Source organism: Nocardia sp. NPDC101769, from assembly GCF_044766925.1.
Taxonomy (GTDB): Bacteria; Actinomycetota; Actinomycetes; order Mycobacteriales; family Mycobacteriaceae; genus Nocardia.
On sequence record NZ_JBIWMX010000040.1, the window covers coordinates 43,338 to 63,428 of the forward strand.

The following is a 20,091-nucleotide window of genomic DNA, read 5'->3' on the forward strand; positions in this document are numbered from 1 at the left end:
GTGAGGGTACCGGTGGATCGGCTGGATTTCGGTGGGAACGAGGAGTCGGGGGAAAAGGACTTCCCGCTGTCTCCGGCGCAGCTCGGCATCTGGTATGCCCAGCATCTGGATCCCACGGTGCCGATCACAATCGCCCAATATGTGGATCTACCGGGAGTACCCGACCGCGCGATTCTGCATGAAGCGTGTATCGACGCTTCCCGGGAGTTCGGATCCGGATTTCTGCGGATCGTCGAACGTGCCGGTGAACCCTTCCAGTACATCGACCACACCATCGCCGATCACGACAACATCGACCATGTCGACCTGCGGGATCGAGAAGACGCGGAAGCCGCGGCGCACGAATGGATGCGTGCCGAGTACGGTCGCCCGATCAACCTGGTCACGGATCGGCTGGTCCGGGTCGCTGTCTTGCAGTTGGCGGAGAACCGCTGTTTCTGGTACGTGCGTGCCCATCACATCGTGCTGGATGGATTCAGCGCGATGTCGTATCTGAATCGCATCGCAGAGATCTACACCGCGCGTGTGCAGGCTGCAGAACCGAGCCCGCTGCAGGTGTGGGGTCTCGAGAGTCTGGTCGAATCCGAGTTCGCCTACCGCGACGGTTCTCGTTTCCAGGCCGACAAGCAGCATTGGGCGCAGCGTGTTCTGGGGCTGGAGGAGGGCGTCAGCCTCAGCGGGCGCCGCGCCGCGCCCGCACCCTCGAACAGGGTGGACACCGGTGTGTTGTCGGACGCCCAGTCGGCTGTGCTCGACACGGTGGCGAACCAGCACGACGCGTCGCTGGCCATTCTGGTGATCGCGGCGTTTGCCACCTATTTGGCGCAGTGGACAGGCCGCGAGGACGTCATCCTCAGTCTGCCGGTGACCGCTCGGACCACAGCCGCCATGCGCCGCGCTGGGGGCGTGAGCTCGAATATCGTTCCGCTTCGCGTACGCGTAGCCCACGACACCACGATCGCGGACTTGTTGCGGCAGGTTCGGGTCGAAGTGTCGGGTGCGTTGCGTCATCAGCGCTATCGGCACGAGGACATCCGTCGAGACAGCGCGGGCGGTGGTGCGGTCACGACCGAGTTCTTCGGTCCGTGGGTCAACATCATGTTGTTCCACGACGGTGTTGTGCTCGGTCGGCTGACCGGCCGGACCCACGTGCTGTCGACCGGCGCGATCGAGGACCTCGCGATCAACGTCTATCAGTCGATGGGCGGGCATCGCACACACATCGACTTCGAGACGAACCCGAACATCTATTCCGAATCCGAAGCACACCAGCATCATCGGCGATTTCTCGAGCTCTTCGATCAATTCGTCCGCGCTGACGCCGACCAAGCCGCGTGGGGCCTGCCGATCGCCACCGCAGTCGAGTTGGATCGGATGTTGGGGGAGTGGAACGATGCCGACCACGAGGTGGCGGACACGACGCTGCCGGCGTTGCTGGACGCGCAGATCGCGCGTACCCCGGAGAATGTAGCCGTCGAATTCGACGGCGAAGCCCTCACATACGCTGATTTCGACGCACGGGTCAATCGGCTCGCGCGTTACTTGGTGGCCAACGGTGTGGGTCCGGAATCACTGGTGGCGTTGGGAATGCGGCGCTCTCTCGAGCTGGTGATCGGGATGCACGCGGTGCTGAAGGCCGGTGGCGCATACGTGCCGATCGATCCCGACCACCCACCCGAGCGCACCGCCTATATTCTCGAATCCGCCACTCCGGTATGCGTTCTCACGACATCGTCGGACGCGTTGGAACTGCCGGGACGGATACGGCGGGTGGAGATCGACACGCTCGACAGCTCCGAGTTCTCCGCCGAACCGATCACCGACGATGATCGCCGGTCGCCGCTGGATCCGGGCAACACCGCGTACGTCATCTACACCTCGGGCTCGACCGGCCGCCCGAAGGGGGTCGCCGTCACCCATGAGGCCATAGTCAACCAACAGCTGTGGATGGCGGACGAATACCAACTGACCGAGGCCGATGTTTATCTGCAAAAGACCGCGACGACCTTCGACGTTTCGCTGTGGGGTTACTTCCTGCCACTGCTCGTAGGAGCAAAGCTGGTCGTGGCGGCGCCCGACGGGCATCGCGATCCGCTCTACATCGCCGAGATGATCAGGCGACACCAGGTCACGGTCACCGACTTCGTGCCATCGATGTTGACGGTGTTCGTGGCGCAGGCGAGCGTCGCTCACTGTGCTTCGTTGCGGGCTGTTTTCGTTATCGGTGAGGCGCTGTCGCCGGAGACGGCGGCGGGGTTCCGCGCGATCGCGAGCGCCGGTCTGCACAATCTGTACGGCCCCACCGAGGCCGCGGTGTCGGTGACGTTCTGGGAGGCTTCCGCTGCCGATCGCGCCATCGTGCCGATCGGTGTGCCGGAGTGGAATGTCGGGGTCTACGTGCTGGATTCGCGGCTGCGTCCTGCCGCGATCGGTATGACGGGTGAGTTGTACCTGACGGGCCGACAGCTCGCACGCGGGTATCTGGGCCGTGCGGACCTGACCGCTGATCGCTTCGTGGCCGATCCGTTCTCCGTGGCCGGGACTCGGATGTACCGCACGGGTGATCTGGTCCGCTGGAACAAGTTCGGTGCGTTGGAGTATCTCGGCCGCGCCGACTTCCAGGTCAAGTTCCGTGGTCAGCGCATCGAATTGGGCGAGATCGAGACGGTCCTGCTGGCGGACCGGGCGGTCGGCCAGGCGGTCGTGCTGGTGGCGGACACGGCTACCGGCCATCAGCTGGCAGCGTATGTCGTCCCCGCCCCCGGGCAGTCGGTCGATCCGGTCGAGCTGGCCCGTTTCATCTCAGCGGATCTGCCTGCCTACATGGTTCCGGCGTCGATCATGGTGCTGGATGAGTTCCCGCTCAACACGTCGGGCAAGCTGGACCGGAAGGCGCTGCCGGAGCCGGTGTTCAGCGCGGTGGCGGCCGGATATCGAGCTCCGCGCACGCAGACCGAACACATTGTCACCGGCGTTTTCGCTGATGTGTTGGGGCGGCAGCGGGTCGGCCTCGATGACAATTTCTTCGATCTGGGTGGCAACTCGCTGGTCGCGACTCAGGTGGTGTCGCGTGTCTCGGCCGCGTTGGGTGTTCAGCTGGGCGTGCGGGCGCTGTTCGAGGCACCGACCGCGGCGGGGATCGCCACTCGCGCCCAATCCGCGACCGCTGTCGATGCTTCTCGGCCCAGCCTGGTCGTACAGCCTCACCCTGCGCGGGTGCCATTGTCGCTGGCACAGCAGCGCATGTGGTTTCTCAACCAGTTCGATCCGACACTGCCGACCTACAACCTGCCGTTCGTGGTGCGGATGAGCGGTGATGTCGACATCGATGCGCTGAATGCGGCGTTGCTCGATGTGGTGCAGCGGCAGGAGTCGCTGCGCACGATCTTCCCCGAATCCGATACGGGTGCCTACCAAATGGTGGTCCCGATGACCGAGGTGACCGTCGTTACCGAAGTCGAGGACATCGAGGAGGATCGACTCGACGGTGTGTTGCGGGAGTTCGCCGGCCGCGGTTTCGATATGGTGCGTGAGCTGCCCTTCCGTGTTCGGGTGTTTCGCCTGGCCGAAACCGCGACCGCGGTGGCCGAGCACGCGGTGGCGGTGGTGGTGCACCACATCGCCGCGGACGGCTACTCGTTCGGACCACTGGCACGAGACATCGTGGTCGCCTACATGGCTCGAGTGAACGGTGGCGATCCGGATTGGGAGCCACTTCCGGTGCAGTACCGGGACTTCAGCATCTGGCAGCGGGAGCTGCTGGGGTCCGAATCGGACGCCGATTCCATGTCCGCGCGCCAGATCGCTTACTGGCGTCTGGCTTTGGCGGGACTGGCGGAACAGCTGGATTTGCCGACCGACCGTCCGCGGCCCGCGGTGCAGAGCTTCCGAGGCAGTCGCGTCGGCTTCGATATTTCGGCCGAGCAGCATGCGCAGCTGGCCGGTTTGGCGCGCGCTCACGGTGTTTCGCTGTTCATGGTCATGCATGCCGCGCTGGCGGTGCTGCTCGCCCGGCTCTCGGGTACCAACGACATCGCGATCGGTACCCCGGTCGCCGGCCGAGGTGAGCAGGCTCTCGACGACCTGATCGGTATGTTCGTCAACACTCTGGTGTTGCGTTCGGAAGTCGATGGTAGCGAACGGTTCAGCGATTTCCTTTCCCAGGTCAGGGAAGCCGACCTGGCGGCTTTCGCCAACGCCGATGTCCCGTTCGAGCGGTTGGTCGAGGTCATCAACCCGGCGCGCTCGCAGGCACGGCATCCGCTGTTCCAGGTGATGTTGTCGTTCCAGGAGATGCCCCACGGGCACTTGGAGTTCGGCGGAGCTGCGGCTTCGAGTGGTCCGACATTGTCGGCACGGGCGCACGAACTCGACGTGGACATCGCCAAGTTCGACCTGCTGTGGACCTTGTCCGAGCAGCGTGGCCTCGGCGGCGAGCCCGCGGGCGTGTCAGTGGTGGTCTCCTACGCCGGCGACCTGTTCGATGCCGCCACCGTCGCCGAGTTCGGCCGCCGATACGTGTCCGTGTTGGACACCGTCGTCGACGATGCCGCCACGCTGGTAGGCGATATCGGCATTCTGGACGTGGCGGAGCGGTCCACGGTGCTCGAGCACTGGAATCGCACCGAGCATGTGGTGCCCGCGATCACGACGGTGCTCGAGCGCTTTGTCGAGCAGGTGCGCGTGCGGCCGCAGGCCATCGCGCTGACTTTCGACTCGAGCGGTACCGCCGAGCCCGGGTCGGCGACCGAGCTGACCTACGCCGAGTTCTCCTCGCGTGTGAACCGACTGGCGCGCAGGCTGATCGACTGCGGTGTCGGACCCGAGACGCTGGTGGCGGTGGGCATCCGTCGCTCGATCGATACCCTGGTCGCGATCTACGCCACTGTGACCGCGGGTGGCGGCTATGTGCCGATCGACCCGGATCATCCGGCCGACCGCATCGACTATGTGCTGCGCGGCTCGAATCCAGCGTGTGTGCTGACCACGCGTGCCGACGGCATCGAAACCGACTACTGCCCTTCTGTTTTCCTCGATGAGGTGCAGTGGGCCGATTATTCCGACGCTCCGGTGGACGCCGCCGAACTGCTCGGCGTGGTGCGGCCGGAGAATACCGCCTACGTGCTCTACACCTCCGGTTCCACCGGCCGCCCCAAGGGCGTCGCGGTCAGCCACGCCGCGCTGGTGAACCAGATGGCGTGGAAGATCGCCGAATCGGGTCTGAACGACACCGATATCGTGCTGCACAAGACGCCGTTCACCTTCGACGCGTCGGTCTGGGAGCTGTTCGCCCCCTTGATGGTCGGCGCGCGGACGATCATCGCCGAGCCTGAGGGCCACCGCGACGCGGTCTACCAGTCGGAGGTCATCGGCCGGTACCGGGTCACGGTGACCTCGTTCGTACCATCGCTGCTGTCGGTGTTCGCGACGAGTGCCTCGGCGGCGGAATGTGTGTCGCTGCGTGCGGTTTTCGTCGGTGGCGAGGTGCTGTCGCCGACCGTTGTGCGTGCCTTCCGGCGGCTGTCGGCCGCGGCCGTGGTCAACCTTTACGGCCCCACCGAGTACACGGTCAACGCCACCTCGTGGCGGGTCGGTCAGGCTCTCCCGGCGATCGTTCCGCTGGGCCGACCAGTGTGGAACGCCCAGGCCTACGTCCTGGATCAGGGTCTGCGGCCGGTGCCTGCCGGGGTGCGCGGTGAGTTGTACCTGTCGGGCGCTCAGCTGGCCCGTGGCTATCAGGGCCGCGCGGATCTGACCGCGGATCGTTTCGTGGCCAACCCCTTCGGTGAGCCGGGCAGTCGGCTGTATCGCACCGGGGATCTCGTGCGCTGGATCGATCAGCCGCACAGCGAGTCAGGGGTGCTGGAGTACATCGGCCGCAGCGACTTCCAGGTGAAGTTCCGCGGTCAGCGTATCGAGCTCGGTGAGATCGAGTCCGCCCTGCTGGCGCATCAGGCGGTCCGCCAAGCCGTGGCGATGGTCATCGACTCGGTGGCCGGTGATCAGCTGGTGGGCTATGTCGTCACCGACGACCCGGCGGATCTGGACAGCGTCAAGGCCTCACTTTCGTCTCGGCTGCCGACGTATATGGTGCCTTCGGCGTTCGTGGTGTTGGATGGTTTGCCACTCAACGCCTCTGGCAAGCTGGATCGGCGGGCGCTGCCCGCTCCGGTGTTCGAGGTGCGCACATTCCGGGCTCCGACGACGCCGATCGAGGAGATCGTCGCCCAGGTCTTCGGCGAGGTGCTCGGAGTCGTTCGGGTGGGTGCGGACGACGACTTCTTCGAGCTGGGCGGCAACTCGCTGATTGCCACCCAGGTAGCCTCGCGGCTCGGGGTCGCGCTCGATACCCGAGTGCCTGTCCGGATGCTTTTCGACGCCGGTACGGTTGCGGCTTTGGCCGCGCGTATCGAATCGCATGTCGGTGAGGGCGCCAGCAGTGAGCTCGTGAAGCGGGAACGTTCGAGCGAGGTGCCGTTGTCGCTTGCGCAGCAGCGCATGTGGTTCCTCAACCGCTTCGACACCGCCTCGGCGGTGTACAACATCCCGGTCGCCATGCGCCTGTCCGGTGAGTTGGATATCGCGGCGCTGCAGGTCGCGGTCATCGATGTGATCGATCGTCACGAGTCGTTGCGCACCGTCTTCCCGGAGACCGCGCACGGCCCGGTGCAGCGGGTGCTCGATGCCGCGCAGATCGTGCCGGACCTGACGCCGGTGCCGGTCACCGAGTCGAATCTGATCGAGCATCTGGTCGAGTTGGCGACCACGGCCTTCGATGTCACCGGCGAAGTGCCTTTGCACGCGGCGCTTTTCGAGATCAGCGAGTCCGAGTACATCCTGGGCATGGTGGTCCATCACATCAGCGCCGACGGCTGGTCGATGGGCCCGCTGGCCCGTGATGTGATGGTGGCCTACGCCGCGCGTACCTCGTGGGAGGCCCCGGTGTGGGCGGAGCTGCCGGTGCAGTACGCCGACTATGCGCTGTGGCAGCGTGAGGTGCTGGGTTCGGAGGACGACCCGGATTCGCTGATCGCCAAGCAGATCCGCTACTGGACCGACGCGCTCGCCGATCTGCCGGACGAGCTGGTTCTGCCCGCCGACCGGCAGCGTCCGGCCGTGGCCAGCTACCAGGGTGGCACCTATCCGTTCGCCATCTCCGCCGAAACTCAGCAGGCGCTGGTGGATCTGGGCCGCCGCCACAATGCGTCGTTGTTCATGGTCATGCACAGCGCGCTGGCGGTGCTGCTGGCCCGCCTGTCCGGGACCGGCGACATCGCGATCGGCACCCCGGTGCACGGTCGTGGTGAGGCCGCGCTCGACGACCTGATCGGCATGTTCGTCAACACCCTGGTGCTGCGCACCGAGGTGGACGGCAGCGAGACCTTCGCCGATCTGCTGGCCCGCTCCCGCGATACCGACCTGCACGCGTTCGCGCACGCGGATGTGCCGTTCGAGCGTTTGGTCGAGGTGCTCAACCCGGCGCGTTCGCAGGCGCGGCATCCGTTGTTCCAGGTCATGCTGACCTTCCAGAACACGCGGCAGGCGAGCTTGGAGCTGCCCGGGCTGTCGGTCAGCGGTATCGACTACGAGGCGCGTCTGGCCAAGTTCGATCTGCAGCTGACCCTGCAGGAGGCGCAGGACGACCGTGGTGAGAACGCGGGCATGTCCGCCGAGATCTCCTACGCGCTGGACCTTTTCGACGAGCCGACCATCGAGGCCTTCGCACACCGGCTCGAGCGTCTACTCGTGGCGATTGTCGCCGAGCCGGATGTGAGCATCGGTGATATCGATCTGCTGGATGTCGACGAGCGCGAGCGTGTGCTCGATGTTTGGAACAACACGGCTCGTCACTTCGAGTCCGCCACCCTGGTTTCGCTGTTCGAGGCGCAAGCGCTGACCAGCCCTGATGCGCCTGCCGTGGAGTTCGAGGGGGCAAGTCTGTCCTACGCCGAGTTCTCGGCGCGGGTGCACAAGCTGGCCCGCAAGCTGATCGCGCAGGGTGTTGGTGCGGAATCGCATGTGGCGCTGGCGATCCGGCGTTCGCTGGATCTCGTGGTCGCGATGTACGCGGTGCTGGAGGCCGGTGGCGCGTACGTGCCGCTGGATCCGGATCAGCCCGACGAGCGCATCGACTACGTGCTCGATATCGCGCGGCCGGTCGCGATCCTGACCACCAGTCGCGACGAGTTCGTCACCGGTCGCAATGTGCCGGTGCTCGAGGTCGACACGCTGAACCTGGAGGCCTACTCCGACGCTCCGGTCACGGATGTCGAACGGGGAGGGGCGATTCGGCCCGAGCACACGGCGTACGTGATCTTCACGTCCGGTTCGACCGGCCGCCCGAAGGGTGTGGCGGTCGAGCACGGGGCGATCGTGAACCGTCTGCTGTGGATGCAGCACGAGTACCCGATCGACGCGAACGATGCTGTGTTGCAGAAGACTCCGGCGACCTTCGACGTGTCGGTGTGGGAGTTCTTCTGGCCCTTGCAGGCCGGCGCGCGACTGGTGGTCGCCAAGCCGGACGGGCACCGCGACCCGGTGTACCTGGCCCAGGCCATCGCCGAGACCGGCATCACCACCGCGCACTTCGTGCCATCCATGCTCTCGGTGTTCGTCGCTACTCTCGGAGACTCCAACCCCGTCATTCCGGCGCGGATGTCTCTACGGCAGGTGTTCGCATCGGGCGAAGCCTTGCCCGCGCCGACCGCGCAGAAGCTACGCGAACTTACCGGTGCGCGCCTGCACAACCTCTACGGCCCCACCGAGGCCGCCGTCGATGTCACCTACCACGAGGTCACCGACGCCGACCTGCTGTCGGTGCCGATCGGTGCGCCGGTCTCCAATACCCGTGTGTACGTGCTGGATTCGCGCCTGCACCCGGTCGCCCCGGGTGTCGCGGGTGAGCTGTACCTGTCGGGCGCGCAGCTGGCGCGCGGTTATGTCGCGCGGCCCGAGCTGTCCGCGGATCGGTTCGTGGCCAACCCCTTCGCGGTCGGTGAGCGCATGTACCGCACGGGTGACCTCGTCACCTGGACCGCCGATCGTGAGCTGAACTATCTGGGCCGCATCGACTTCCAGGTGAAGCTGCGCGGTCTGCGCATCGAGCTCGGTGAGATCGAGGCGGCGCTGCTGGCGCAGCCGACCATCGCGCAGTCGGTGGTGGTCGTGCGCACCGACGTGCACGCCGGTGACCAGCTGGTCGGCTATGTGGTGCGTGAGCCCGAGGCCGTGGTCGATGTCGACGGTGTGAAGGCCGCGCTGAGCGGTTCGCTGCCCGCGTACATGGTTCCGGCCGCGATCGTGGTGCTCGACGCGTTCCCGGTGAATGCCTCGGGCAAGTTGGACCGCAAGGCCCTGCCCGCGCCGGTGTTCGAGGCCAAGCGTTTTCGTGCCCCCTCGACCCCGATCGAGGAGATCATCGCGCAGATCTTCGCCGACCTGCTCGGTGTCGAGCGCGTCGGCGTGGACGACGACTTCTTCGAGCTGGGCGGCAACTCGCTGGTCGCCACCCAGGTCGTGGCGCGCCTGTCGGCCGCGCTCGACGCCGAGGTCGGCGTGCGTGTGCTGTTCGAGGCTCCGACCGTGGCGGCGCTGGCCGCGCGCGTCGAGTCGCACGCGGGAACCGGTGTGCGTCAGGCGCTCACGGTTCGGTCCCGGCCGGAGTACCCGCCGCTGTCGCTGGCGCAGCAGCGCATGTGGTTCCTCAATCGGTTCGATCCGGAGTCGGCCGCCAACAACATCCCGGCGGCCGTACGTCTGTCCGGCGCACTGGATCTCGACGCCATGCGGGGCGCGATCGCCGATGTGATCGCCCGCCACGAGTCGCTGCGGACCATCTACCCGTCGTACGAGGGCGTGGCTTACCAGAAGGTGCTGCCGACCGGCTGCGCCGTGCCGGAGCTCGAGGTCGTGGAAGTGACCGAGGGCGAATTGCCTGGCGTGGTGGCCGAGTTCGTCGGTCGTGGCTTCGACGTGACCACTGAATTGCCGGTTCGGCTGCGCCTGCTTCGGTTGGATTCCTCCGAGCACGTGCTGGTGTTGGCGGCTCACCACATCGCTGTCGATGGCTTCTCGATACGGCCATTGGTACGCGATCTGGTGACGGGCTATGCCGCGGTTGCGATGGGCGTCGAGCCGGGTTGGGCGCCACTCGCGGTTCAGTACATCGATTACGCGCTGTGGCAGCGTGAGGTACTCGGATCGGAAACTGACGAGCTGTCGCTGATTTCCCAGCAGCTCGACTACTGGCGTGAGACTCTGACCGGAATCCCGGACGAGCTGCGGTTGTCGATGCGGCCGCGTCCAGCCGTCGCGTCCAATCGTGCGGGGCTGTTGCGGTTCCGGGTGTCCGGCGAGACGATCGATGCCCTGAACCGGTTGGCGCATGCGGAGGGCGCGACCCTGTTCATGGTGGTACAGACTGCTTTTGCGGTCCTGCTGTCGCGTTTGAGTGGCACCGCGGACATCGCGGTGGGCACGCCGATTGCTGGTCGTGGTGAGCAGGCTCTCGACGATCTGGTCGGCATGTTCGTCAACACGTTGGTGTTGAGGACGACTGTCGATCTGGGGGAGCGGTTCACCGATCTGCTGGGCCAAGTTCGTGGCCGGGATCTGGAGGCGTTCGCGCATGCCGACGTGCCGTTCGAACGGGTGGTCGAGATGGTCAACCCGGTGCGGTCGCAGGGACGCCATCCGCTGTTCCAGGTGATGCTGTCGTTCCAGAATCTGGGTCACACCGAGCTGAGATTGCCCGATCTGACGGTCGGCGAAGTCGAGATCGACTATCAGACAGCGAAATTCGATCTCCAGCTGTCTCTGATGGATGGCGACGGCGCAGGCGTGTCTGCCGAATTGGTGTTCGCCACCGACCTTTTCGATGTCGATTTCGCGGACCTGTTCGCACAGCGATTGCTGCATCTGCTGGCCGCGGTCGCCGCGGATCCGGCTACGCGCGTGGGCGATCTGCCGCTGATGGACGATGCCGAGCGGGCGCTGGTGCTCGAGGCGTGGAACGAGACCGAGTACCCGATCGATGCGGTATTGCCGAGGGTGTCCGAGGATTCCGGCGCGACACTGGGATCGTTGTTCGAGGCGCAGGTTGCCCTGACCCCCGAAGCGACCGCTATCACCTTCGAGGGGACAAGTCTGTCCTACGCCGGGTTCTCGGATCGGGTGCGCAGGCTCGCACGCTGGCTGATCGGTGCCGGTGTCGGACCCGAGACCCCGGTGGCGCTGAGCATGCATCGGTCCATCGACCTGGTGGTCGCTATGTATGCGATCAGTGTCGCGGGCGGTGTGTTTGTGCCCTTGGATCCGGAACATCCGGTTGAGCGCGTCCGATACGTTCTCGAGACTGCCCAGCCGATCTGTGTGTTGACCTCCGCGGATGGCCTGGAGGGTGTCGATTGGCCCCAGGTTCGGATCGATGAGTTGGATCTGTCGGGTATTTCGGGCGCTGTGGTGACCGATGCCGACCGATTGGCGTCGTTGGGGGCGGCCAATACCGCGTACATGATCTTCACCTCTGGTTCGACCGGTCGTCCCAAGGGCGTGGCGGTGAGTCATCGGGCCATCGCGAATCAGCTGGTGTGGATGCACGCTCAGTTCGGTCTTGCGGCTGACGATGTGGTGCTGCAGAAGACTCCGGTGAGTTTCGATGCGTCATTGGGGGAGTTCTTCTGGCCGTTGCAGGTTGGCGCGCGAATGGTCGTCGCCAGGCCTGACGGGCATCGCGACCCGTTGTACCTGGCACGTTTGATTGCCGCCGAACAGGTCACCGTCACGCAGTTCGTACCATCGATGCTGCAGCAGTACCTCACTGTGGACCAGGCGTCGCAGGCTCGTTGCCTGCGCCTGGTGTTCGCCGGTGGCGAGAGTCTTCCCGCCTTGGCTGCCCAGAGATTCCGTGCGTTGACAGGCGCGCGGTTGTACAACATGTACGGCCCGACGGAAACGACGATCGATGTGACCTATCACGAGGTCACCGATGCCGATCTCGCATCGGTGCCGATCGGTGCGCCGCACTTCAATACGCAGGCCTATGTGCTGGATTCGCGGCTGCGGCCGGTTCCGGTGGGTGTCGCGGGTGAGCTGTATCTGGCGGGTGATCAGCTCGCGACCGGGTATGTGGCGCGCCCGGATCTGACCGCGGATCGTTTCGTGGCCAACCCGTTCACGAGCGGTGAGCGAATGTATCGCACCGGTGATCTCGTTGTCTGGACACGCGATGGTGAGCTGGAGTATCGAGGCCGCATCGACTTCCAGGTGAAGCTGCGTGGTCTGCGTATCGAGCTGGGCGAGATCGAGTCGGCGCTCACCGCGCTGCCGTCGATCGTGCAGTCGGTCGTGGTGGTGCGCCACGACGAGCGGACCGGGGACCAGCTGGTCGCCTACCTGGTCGCAGCCGACGGCCACCTCGACGTCGACGGCGTGAAAGACGCGCTGGCCGAACGGCTTCCGGCGTATATGGTGCCGGCCGCCTTCATGGTGCTCGATGCGTTCCCGCTCAATGCCTCCGGCAAGCTGGACCGCAAGCAGCTGCCCGCCCCGACCTTCGCGGTCCGGGCGTTCCGTGCTCCGGAGACCCCGGTGCAGCAGACCGTCGCCGGCACCATCGCCGATGTCCTCGGCCTGGACCGGGTCGGCCTGGACGACGACTTCTTCGAGCTCGGCGGCAACTCGCTGATCGCCACCCAGGTGATCGCGCGCCTGTCGGCCGCTCTCGACGCCGACATCCCGCTGCGCGCGCTGTTCGAGGCCACCACGGTGGCTTCGCTTGCCGCGCAGCTGGAGTCGCGGGTCGGCACCGGTGCCCGCGCGGCGCTGGTCGCGCAGGAACACCCGGAGCTGGTGCCGCTGTCGCTGGCGCAGCAGCGCATGTGGTTCCTCAACCGCTTCGACAACCGCACCGCCGTCAACAACATCCCGGTGGCGCTGAAGCTCGCCGGCGCGTTCGATCTCGACGCCTTCACCGCCGCGATCGGCGATGTGCTGGCGCGGCACGAGTCGCTGCGCACCGTCTATCCGGAGATCGAGGGCGACGGCTACCAGCGGATCCTGCCGATGTCCGACGTCGAGTTCGAGGTGCGCACCGAGACGGCGAGCGCCGAAGACGTGGTCGCGCGGGTCACCCGACTGGCGAGCGTCCACTTCGATGTCACCCGCGAGGTGCCTTTCCGTGCCACCGTGTTGAACCTGGGAGCGGACGAGCACGTCGTGGTGCTGGTGTCGCACCACATCAGTGGTGACGGCTTCTCGCTCAGGGTGTTGCTGCGGGATGTGGTGTCCGCCTACCTGTCCCGTACCACGGGCGAGGTTCCGGCCTGGTCGCCGCTGCCGGTGCAGTACGCCGACTACACGCTGTGGCAGCGCGAGATCCTCGGCGCGGAAACCGATTCCGAGTCGATCGCCGCCCAGCAGATCGCCTACTGGACGGCGCAGCTGGCCGATCTGCCCGAGCAGATCGAGCTGCCCGCCGACCGGCCGCGGCCGGAGATCGCCACCAATGCCGGTGGTACCTACGACTTCTCGATCGACGCGGAGCTGCACCGCGCCCTGACCGGCGTGGCGCGCGAGCACGACGTCACCCTGTTCATGCTGGTGCACGCCGCCCTGGCGACCTGGGCGTCGCGCCTGTCCCGCGCCACCGATATCGCCATCGGCACCCCTATCGCGGGCCGTGGTGAGCGGGCGCTGGACGACCTGGTCGGCATGTTCGTCAACACGCTGGTGCTGCGCAGCGAGGTGCGCCCGGACGCGGCGTTCCGCGACCTGCTGGCCCAGGTGCGCCGCTCTGATCTGGCCGCGTTCGCGCACGCCGATGTGCCGTTCGAGCGGCTCGTGGACGTGCTCAGCCCGGTCCGCTCGCAGGCGCACCACCCGCTGTTCCAGGTGGCGCTGACCTTCGAGGCCGCCAGCGCCAAGGACGCGCAGGCCGTCTCGCTGGAGGGCCTGGACCTCGAGGTCGTCGAATTCGATCCGGGCACCGCCAAGTTCGACGTGCAGCTCACCGTGAGCGGGCGCGCCGACGGGTCGCTGGGCCTGTCGTGGAACTACGCCGCCGACCTGTTCGACGTCGAGACGGTCATCTCCTTCGCCGAGCGCCTAGTGCGCATCCTGCGCGCGGTCGCGGAGGATCCGGGCGCGCTGCTCGGCGATATCGATCTGCTCGGTGAGGGCGAGCGCCACGATGTGGCCGAGCACTGGGTCTCCGCGGGCGAGGACATCGTCGACAGCGACGCCACCCTGTCGAGCCTGTTCGACCTCGCAGTGGCCGCCCATCCCGAGCACGTCGCCGTCGGCTTCGGCGACGAGGAACTCACCTACACCGAGCTGGACCGGCGTGCGAATGTGCTGGCGCGCAGGCTGATCAACGAGGGCGCGGGCCCCGAGCAGCTGGTGGCCGTGCTGCTGCCGCGTTCCGCGGACCTGGTGGTGGCGCTGCTGGCCGTGATCAAGACCGGTGCGGGTTACGTGCCGCTCGATCCGACCTACCCGGCCGACCGCATCGCCTACGTGCTCGGCGATGCGAAGCCCACCAGCGTGATCACCGACTCGACCGTGCAGGTCGAGCTCCCGGCCGAGCTGAACACCGTTCTCCTGGACGGGTTCTCGCTGGAAGCGGGCGATATCGAGGACGCCGCCGACGCGCCCGTCACCGATGCCGACCGTCGCAGCCCGCTGCGTCCGGATCACGTTGCCTACGCCATCTACACCTCCGGTTCCACGGGCCGCCCCAAGGGCGTGGCTGTGGCGCACCGGAACGTGGTGCGCCTGATGGCGAACACCGATCGTGAGTTCGGTTTCGGGCCCGACGATGTGTGGACGTTGTTCCACTCCTATGCCTTCGACTTCTCGGTGTGGGAGCTGTGGGGTCCGCTGCTCTACGGCGGCAAGCTCGTGGTGGTCGACTACTACGTCTCGCGGTCGCCGGAGCAGTTCCTGGAACTGCTGCGCCGCGAGCGGGTCACGGTCCTCAACCAGACTCCGTCGGCGTTCTATCAGCTGGCCGAGGCCGACCGCATCGCCGCCAGTGCGAACCGCAAATCGGACGCTGCCGAGGACGAGCAGGGGTTGGCGCTCCGTTACATGATCTTCGGCGGTGAGGCGCTCGATCCGCGTCGGCTCTCGGATTGGGTGGCCCGGCACGGTGACTCATCGCCCTACTTGGTCAATATGTATGGCATCACCGAGACGACCGTGCACGTGTCGGTGCGCGTGCTCGACGCGGATACCATCGCCGCTGCCAATGGATCTGTGGTGGGTCGTGCCATCGCGGGCCTGCGGGTGTACGTGCTTGACGACCGCCTGCACCCGGTGCCGGTGGGCGTCGCGGGTGAGATGTACGTGGCCGGCGCGCAATTGGCGCGCGGCTACCTCGGCCGTCCCGACCTGTCGGCGGTCCGCTTCGTGGCCAGCCCGTTCGGTGTCCCGGGTGAGCGTCTGTACCGCTCCGGTGACGTGGCGCGCTGGAACCGCTTCGGCGAGCTGGAATACCTGGGCCGCGCCGACGATCAGGTCAAGGTGCGCGGCTTCCGCATCGAGCTCGGCGAGATCGAATCCGCCGTGCTGGCGCAGTCGGGTGTGGCGCAGGCCGCGGTCATCGTGCGCGAGGACCAGCCGGGCGACCAGCGCATCGTGGCCTATGTCGTACCGCAGGACGGGGTCGCCCCGGCCGTAGACGTCGTGCGAGACGGCGCGGCCGAGCTGCTGCCCTCCTACATGGTCCCGTCCGCCGTCGTGGTGCTGGACCGAATCCCGTTGACCGTCAACGGCAAGCTGGACCGCCGCACTCTCCCGGCCCCGTCCGCGCACGCCCGGGCGTTCCGCGCGCCGGAGACTCCGGTGCAGGAGACGGTGGCCACCGTCTTCGCCGAGGTGCTCGATCTGGAGCGGGTCGGCCTGGACGACGACTTCTTCGAGCTGGGCGGCAACTCGCTGATCGCGACCCGCGTGGTGTCGCGCATCGGTGCGGCTCTGGACACCACGGTCGCGGTGCGCACCCTGTTCGAGGCCACCACCGTCGAATCCCTTGCGGCCCGTATCGAATCGCACGCCGATGGCACGTCGCGGGCCAAGCTGGTGGCGCGCATCCGCACCCCCGAAGCGCAGGGTGGTGGAGCGGAGCTGGTGCCGCTGTCGTTCGCGCAGCAGCGCATGTGGTTCCTGAACCAGTACGACACCTCGTCCGCGGCCTACAACCTGCCGCTGGCGATCCGCCTGACCGGTGAACTCGATACCGCCGCACTGGAACTCGCGGTCGCGGACGTGGTCCGCCGCCACGAGTCGCTGCGTACCCGCTACCCGGAGCATGGCGGCACTCCGATGCAGGTGGTGGTCGCGGCCGAGGAGATCGCCCTCGATCTGCGTCCGGTGAATGTCGCGGCCGCGGATCTGACCGCCACGGTCACCGCCTTCGCGACGCTGGGCTTCAACGTCGCCGAGCAGGTCCCGCTGCGGGCTCGCCTGTTCCGCGTGAGCGACTCTCGCCCCACCGAACCCCGTCATTCCGGCGCGCTTTCGGCCGGAAACCACACGGACGGTGTGGATCCCGGCCACAAGCATGCCGGGATGACGGGGGAGGATGCGGCCGACACGGCCCGCGAGCATGTGCTGGTCGTCGTCGTCCACCACATCGCGGGTGACGGTTTCTCGATGTCGCCGCTGGCGCGCGATGTGATGGTGGCCTACACCGCACGCACTCAGGGTGCGGTCCCGGGCTGGGCTCCGCTGGCCGTGCAGTACGCCGACTTCGCCGTGTGGCAGCGCGAAGTGCTCGGCTCGGAAGAGGATTCGTCCTCGATCATGGCGCGGCAGGTCGCCTACTGGCAGCGTGTGCTCGGCGGCGTGCCCGACGAGCTGGCGCTCCCGACCGACCGGCCGCGTCCGGCCATCGTCTCGCACCGGGGTGCGACGTTGCAGCGAACGCTGTCGCCGGAGCTCGTTTCGGCGCTGGACGATGTTGCGCGGCAGCGTGGTTCGTCGCTGTTCATGGTCATGCACAGCGCGCTCGCGGTGCTGCTGGCCCGGCTGTCGGGTGGCGACGACATCGCCGTCGGTACCCCGGTCGCGGGTCGTGGTGAGGCCGCGCTGGACGACCTGGTCGGCATGTTCGTCAACACGCTGGTGCTGCGCACCGGCATCGATCCGGCCGAGTCGTTCACCGATCTGCTGGATCGGGTGCGCCACACCGACCTCGACGCCTTCGGTAATGCCGATGTGCCGTTCGAGCGGCTGGTGGAGTTGCTCGCGCCCGAGCGCTCGCAGGCCCGCAACCCGCTGTTCCAGGTCATGCTGGCGTTCCAGAACCTGGACCGCACCAGCATCGAACTGCCGGGCCTGGCGGTGTCCACGCTGGACCTCGCGGAGAACATCTCGCGGTTCGATCTGCAGTTCACGCTGTCGGAGCAGGGCCCCCGCGCCGGCGCGGAATCGGGCACCGGGATGGTGCTGGCGCTCACCTACGCGACCGGCCTGTTCGACGAGGCCACCGCGGCCGGGTTCGCGCAACGCTGGCTGCGAGTGCTCGAGGCCGTCGCGGCCAACCCGGAGATCGGGGTGCGTGATATCGATGTGCTCGGGGACGGTGAGCGCGAGACGGTGCTGCACGCGTGGAACCGCACCGCGCATGAACTGCCAGCCGCCGCAACGGTTCTCGACCTGTTCGAGCAGCAGGTCCGGATCCGCCCGCAGGCCACCGCTCTGATCTTCGATCCGGGTGATCGCAGCGGTAGCATATTCGGCCCGGCCGAAGAGCTCAGCTACGCCGAGTTCTCCGCGCGTGTGAATCGCCTGGCCCGCAAGCTCATCGACGAAGGGGTGGGCCCGGAGTCGCTGGTGGCGGTCGGTATTCGCCGCTCGGTCGACATGCTGGTCGCCATCTACGCCACCCTCACCGCCGGTGGCGGCTATGTGCCGATCGATCCGGATCACCCGGCCGAGCGCACCGATTATGTGCTGCGCACCGCGCGGCCGGTGTGTGTGCTCAGCACCGCACGTGACGAGCTCGAGATCATCAGCCCCCGTCATCCCGGCGCGCTTCTTAGCCGGGATCCACACGATGCCGCAGTGGATTCCGGCCAAAAGCATGCCGGAATGACAGGTGGGGTGCTGCTGATCGATGAGCTGGACCTGTCGGGCTACTCGGCCGCCCCGGTGACCGACGCGGACCGGCTGGCTCCGTTGCGTCCGACCAATGCGGCCTATGTGTTGTTCACCTCCGGCTCGACCGGCCGTCCCAAGGGGGTGGCGATCCCGCATGCCGCGGTGCTCAACCAGATCGCCTGGATCACCGGCGAATACGGTATCGACGACACCGATGTGATCCTGCAGAAGACGCCGGTCACCTTCGACGTGTCGGTGTGGGAGCTGTTCGGTTCGCTGGCCGTGGGCGCGCAGCAGGTCATCGCCGCGCCCGACGGGCACCGCGACCCGATGTACCTGTCGGAGGTCATCGGGCGGCACCGGGTCACCATGACCTCGTTCGTGCCGTCGATGCTGAGCGTGTTCGCCTCGAGCGCTTCGTCGGCCGAATGCCTGTCGCTGCGTGCGGTTCTGGTCGCCGGTGAGGCGCTGCCGCCCGCGACCGTGACCGCTTTCCGTCGGTTCTCCACAGCGGCCGTGCACAACCTGTACGGTCCGACCGAGTTCACCGTGCACGCCACCTACGCGCCCATCGACGCGCCCGTGGTCACCTCGGTGCCGATCGGCCGCCCGGTGTGGAACGCGCAGACCTATGTGCTGGACGAGGGCCTGCGCCCGGTTCCGGCGGGTGTCCCGGGTGAGCTGTACCTGGGCGGTGTCCAGGTGGCGCGCGGCTACTTCGGCCGACCGGACCTGAGTGCCGAGCGTTTCGTCGCCAACCCGTACGGCGAGCCGGGTTCGCGGCTGTACCGCACCGGTGACCTGGTGCGCTGGAACCACAACGACCCGGGCGTGATCGACTACATCGGCCGCACCGACTTCCAGGTCAAGGTGCGTGGCTTCCGTATCGAGCTCGGTGAGATCGACGCCGCGCTGGCCTCGCACGAGTCCGTCGACGTCGCGGTCACCGTGAGCCGGAAGAACTCAGCGGGCGCGACGGTGTTGGCGTCTTACGTGCTACCGGTGCCGGGACGGTCCGTCGATGTCCTGGCGCTGAACGAACATATCGTCGGTCGCTTGCCGGAATACATGGTGCCCAGTGCGATCACGGTGCTGGATGAGATGCCGTTGACTTCTGCTGGCAAGCTCGACCGCCGGGCATTGCCGGAGCCGGTATTTACGGCGCGTACTTTCCGGGCCGCCCGCAATGCGCTGGAGCAGACCATTGCCGAGGTGTTCGCCGAGGTGCTGGGCCTGGAGCGGGTCGGCATCGACGACTCGTTCTTCGCGCTGGGCGGTGACTCCATCATCTCCATCCAGCTGGTGTCGCGGGCCAAGGCGCGCGGGGTGGTCTTCAGCCCGCGCGACGTGTTCGAGCAGCGCACCGTGTCCGGCCTGGCCGCCGTCGCGGAAACCACGGACGGCCAGAGTGATTCGGCTCCGCAGCTGACCGAGCTGCCGGGCGGTGGCGTGGGTGTCATGCCGCTGACCCCGGTCGTGCGGTTCATGGCCGGACGGCCGGGCGAGTTCGGCCGGTTCAACCAGACCCTGGCTCTGGAACTGCCGATCGGTATCGATCGGGCGGGCATCGCCGCCACCGTCGGCGCGGTCATCGACCGCCACAACATGCTGCGGGCGCGTCTGCGCCGGGTGCCGGACGCGGACTGGATCGTCGAAACCGCCGCTGCGGGAACCATCGACGCGGATTCGCTGATCGACCGCACCGAGTTCGACGCGAGCGTGACCGACGAGCAGCTGCTCGAGATCGCCACCGCCGCACTGGACGCCACCCTCGACAAGCTGGATCCGGCTGCGGGACAGGTCATCCGGTTCGTGTGGCTGGAGCCCTCGGACAACTCCCGTGCGGGCCGCCTGGTCGTCGCCGGTCACCACCTGGTGGTCGACGGTGTCACCTGGCGAATCCTGGTGCCGGACTTCGTCGCCGCGTGGGGTCAGGTCTCCGCCGGACAGACGCCCGAGCTGGTCGCCCCCGCGACGTCCATGCGCACC

The 20,091-nt window shown here is 67.0% G+C and carries 1 protein-coding gene (cut by a window edge); it reads left to right on the plus strand.

All coding sequences use genetic code 11. The features are described from left to right. Positions 1 to 20,091 carry part of the coding region annotated (locus ACIRRA_RS39670; RefSeq protein WP_402779484.1) for a non-ribosomal peptide synthase/polyketide synthase on the plus strand (this coding region is incomplete at its 3' end). 8,606 nt of the annotated region lie beyond the right edge of the window, so 20,091 of the 28,697 annotated nt are shown.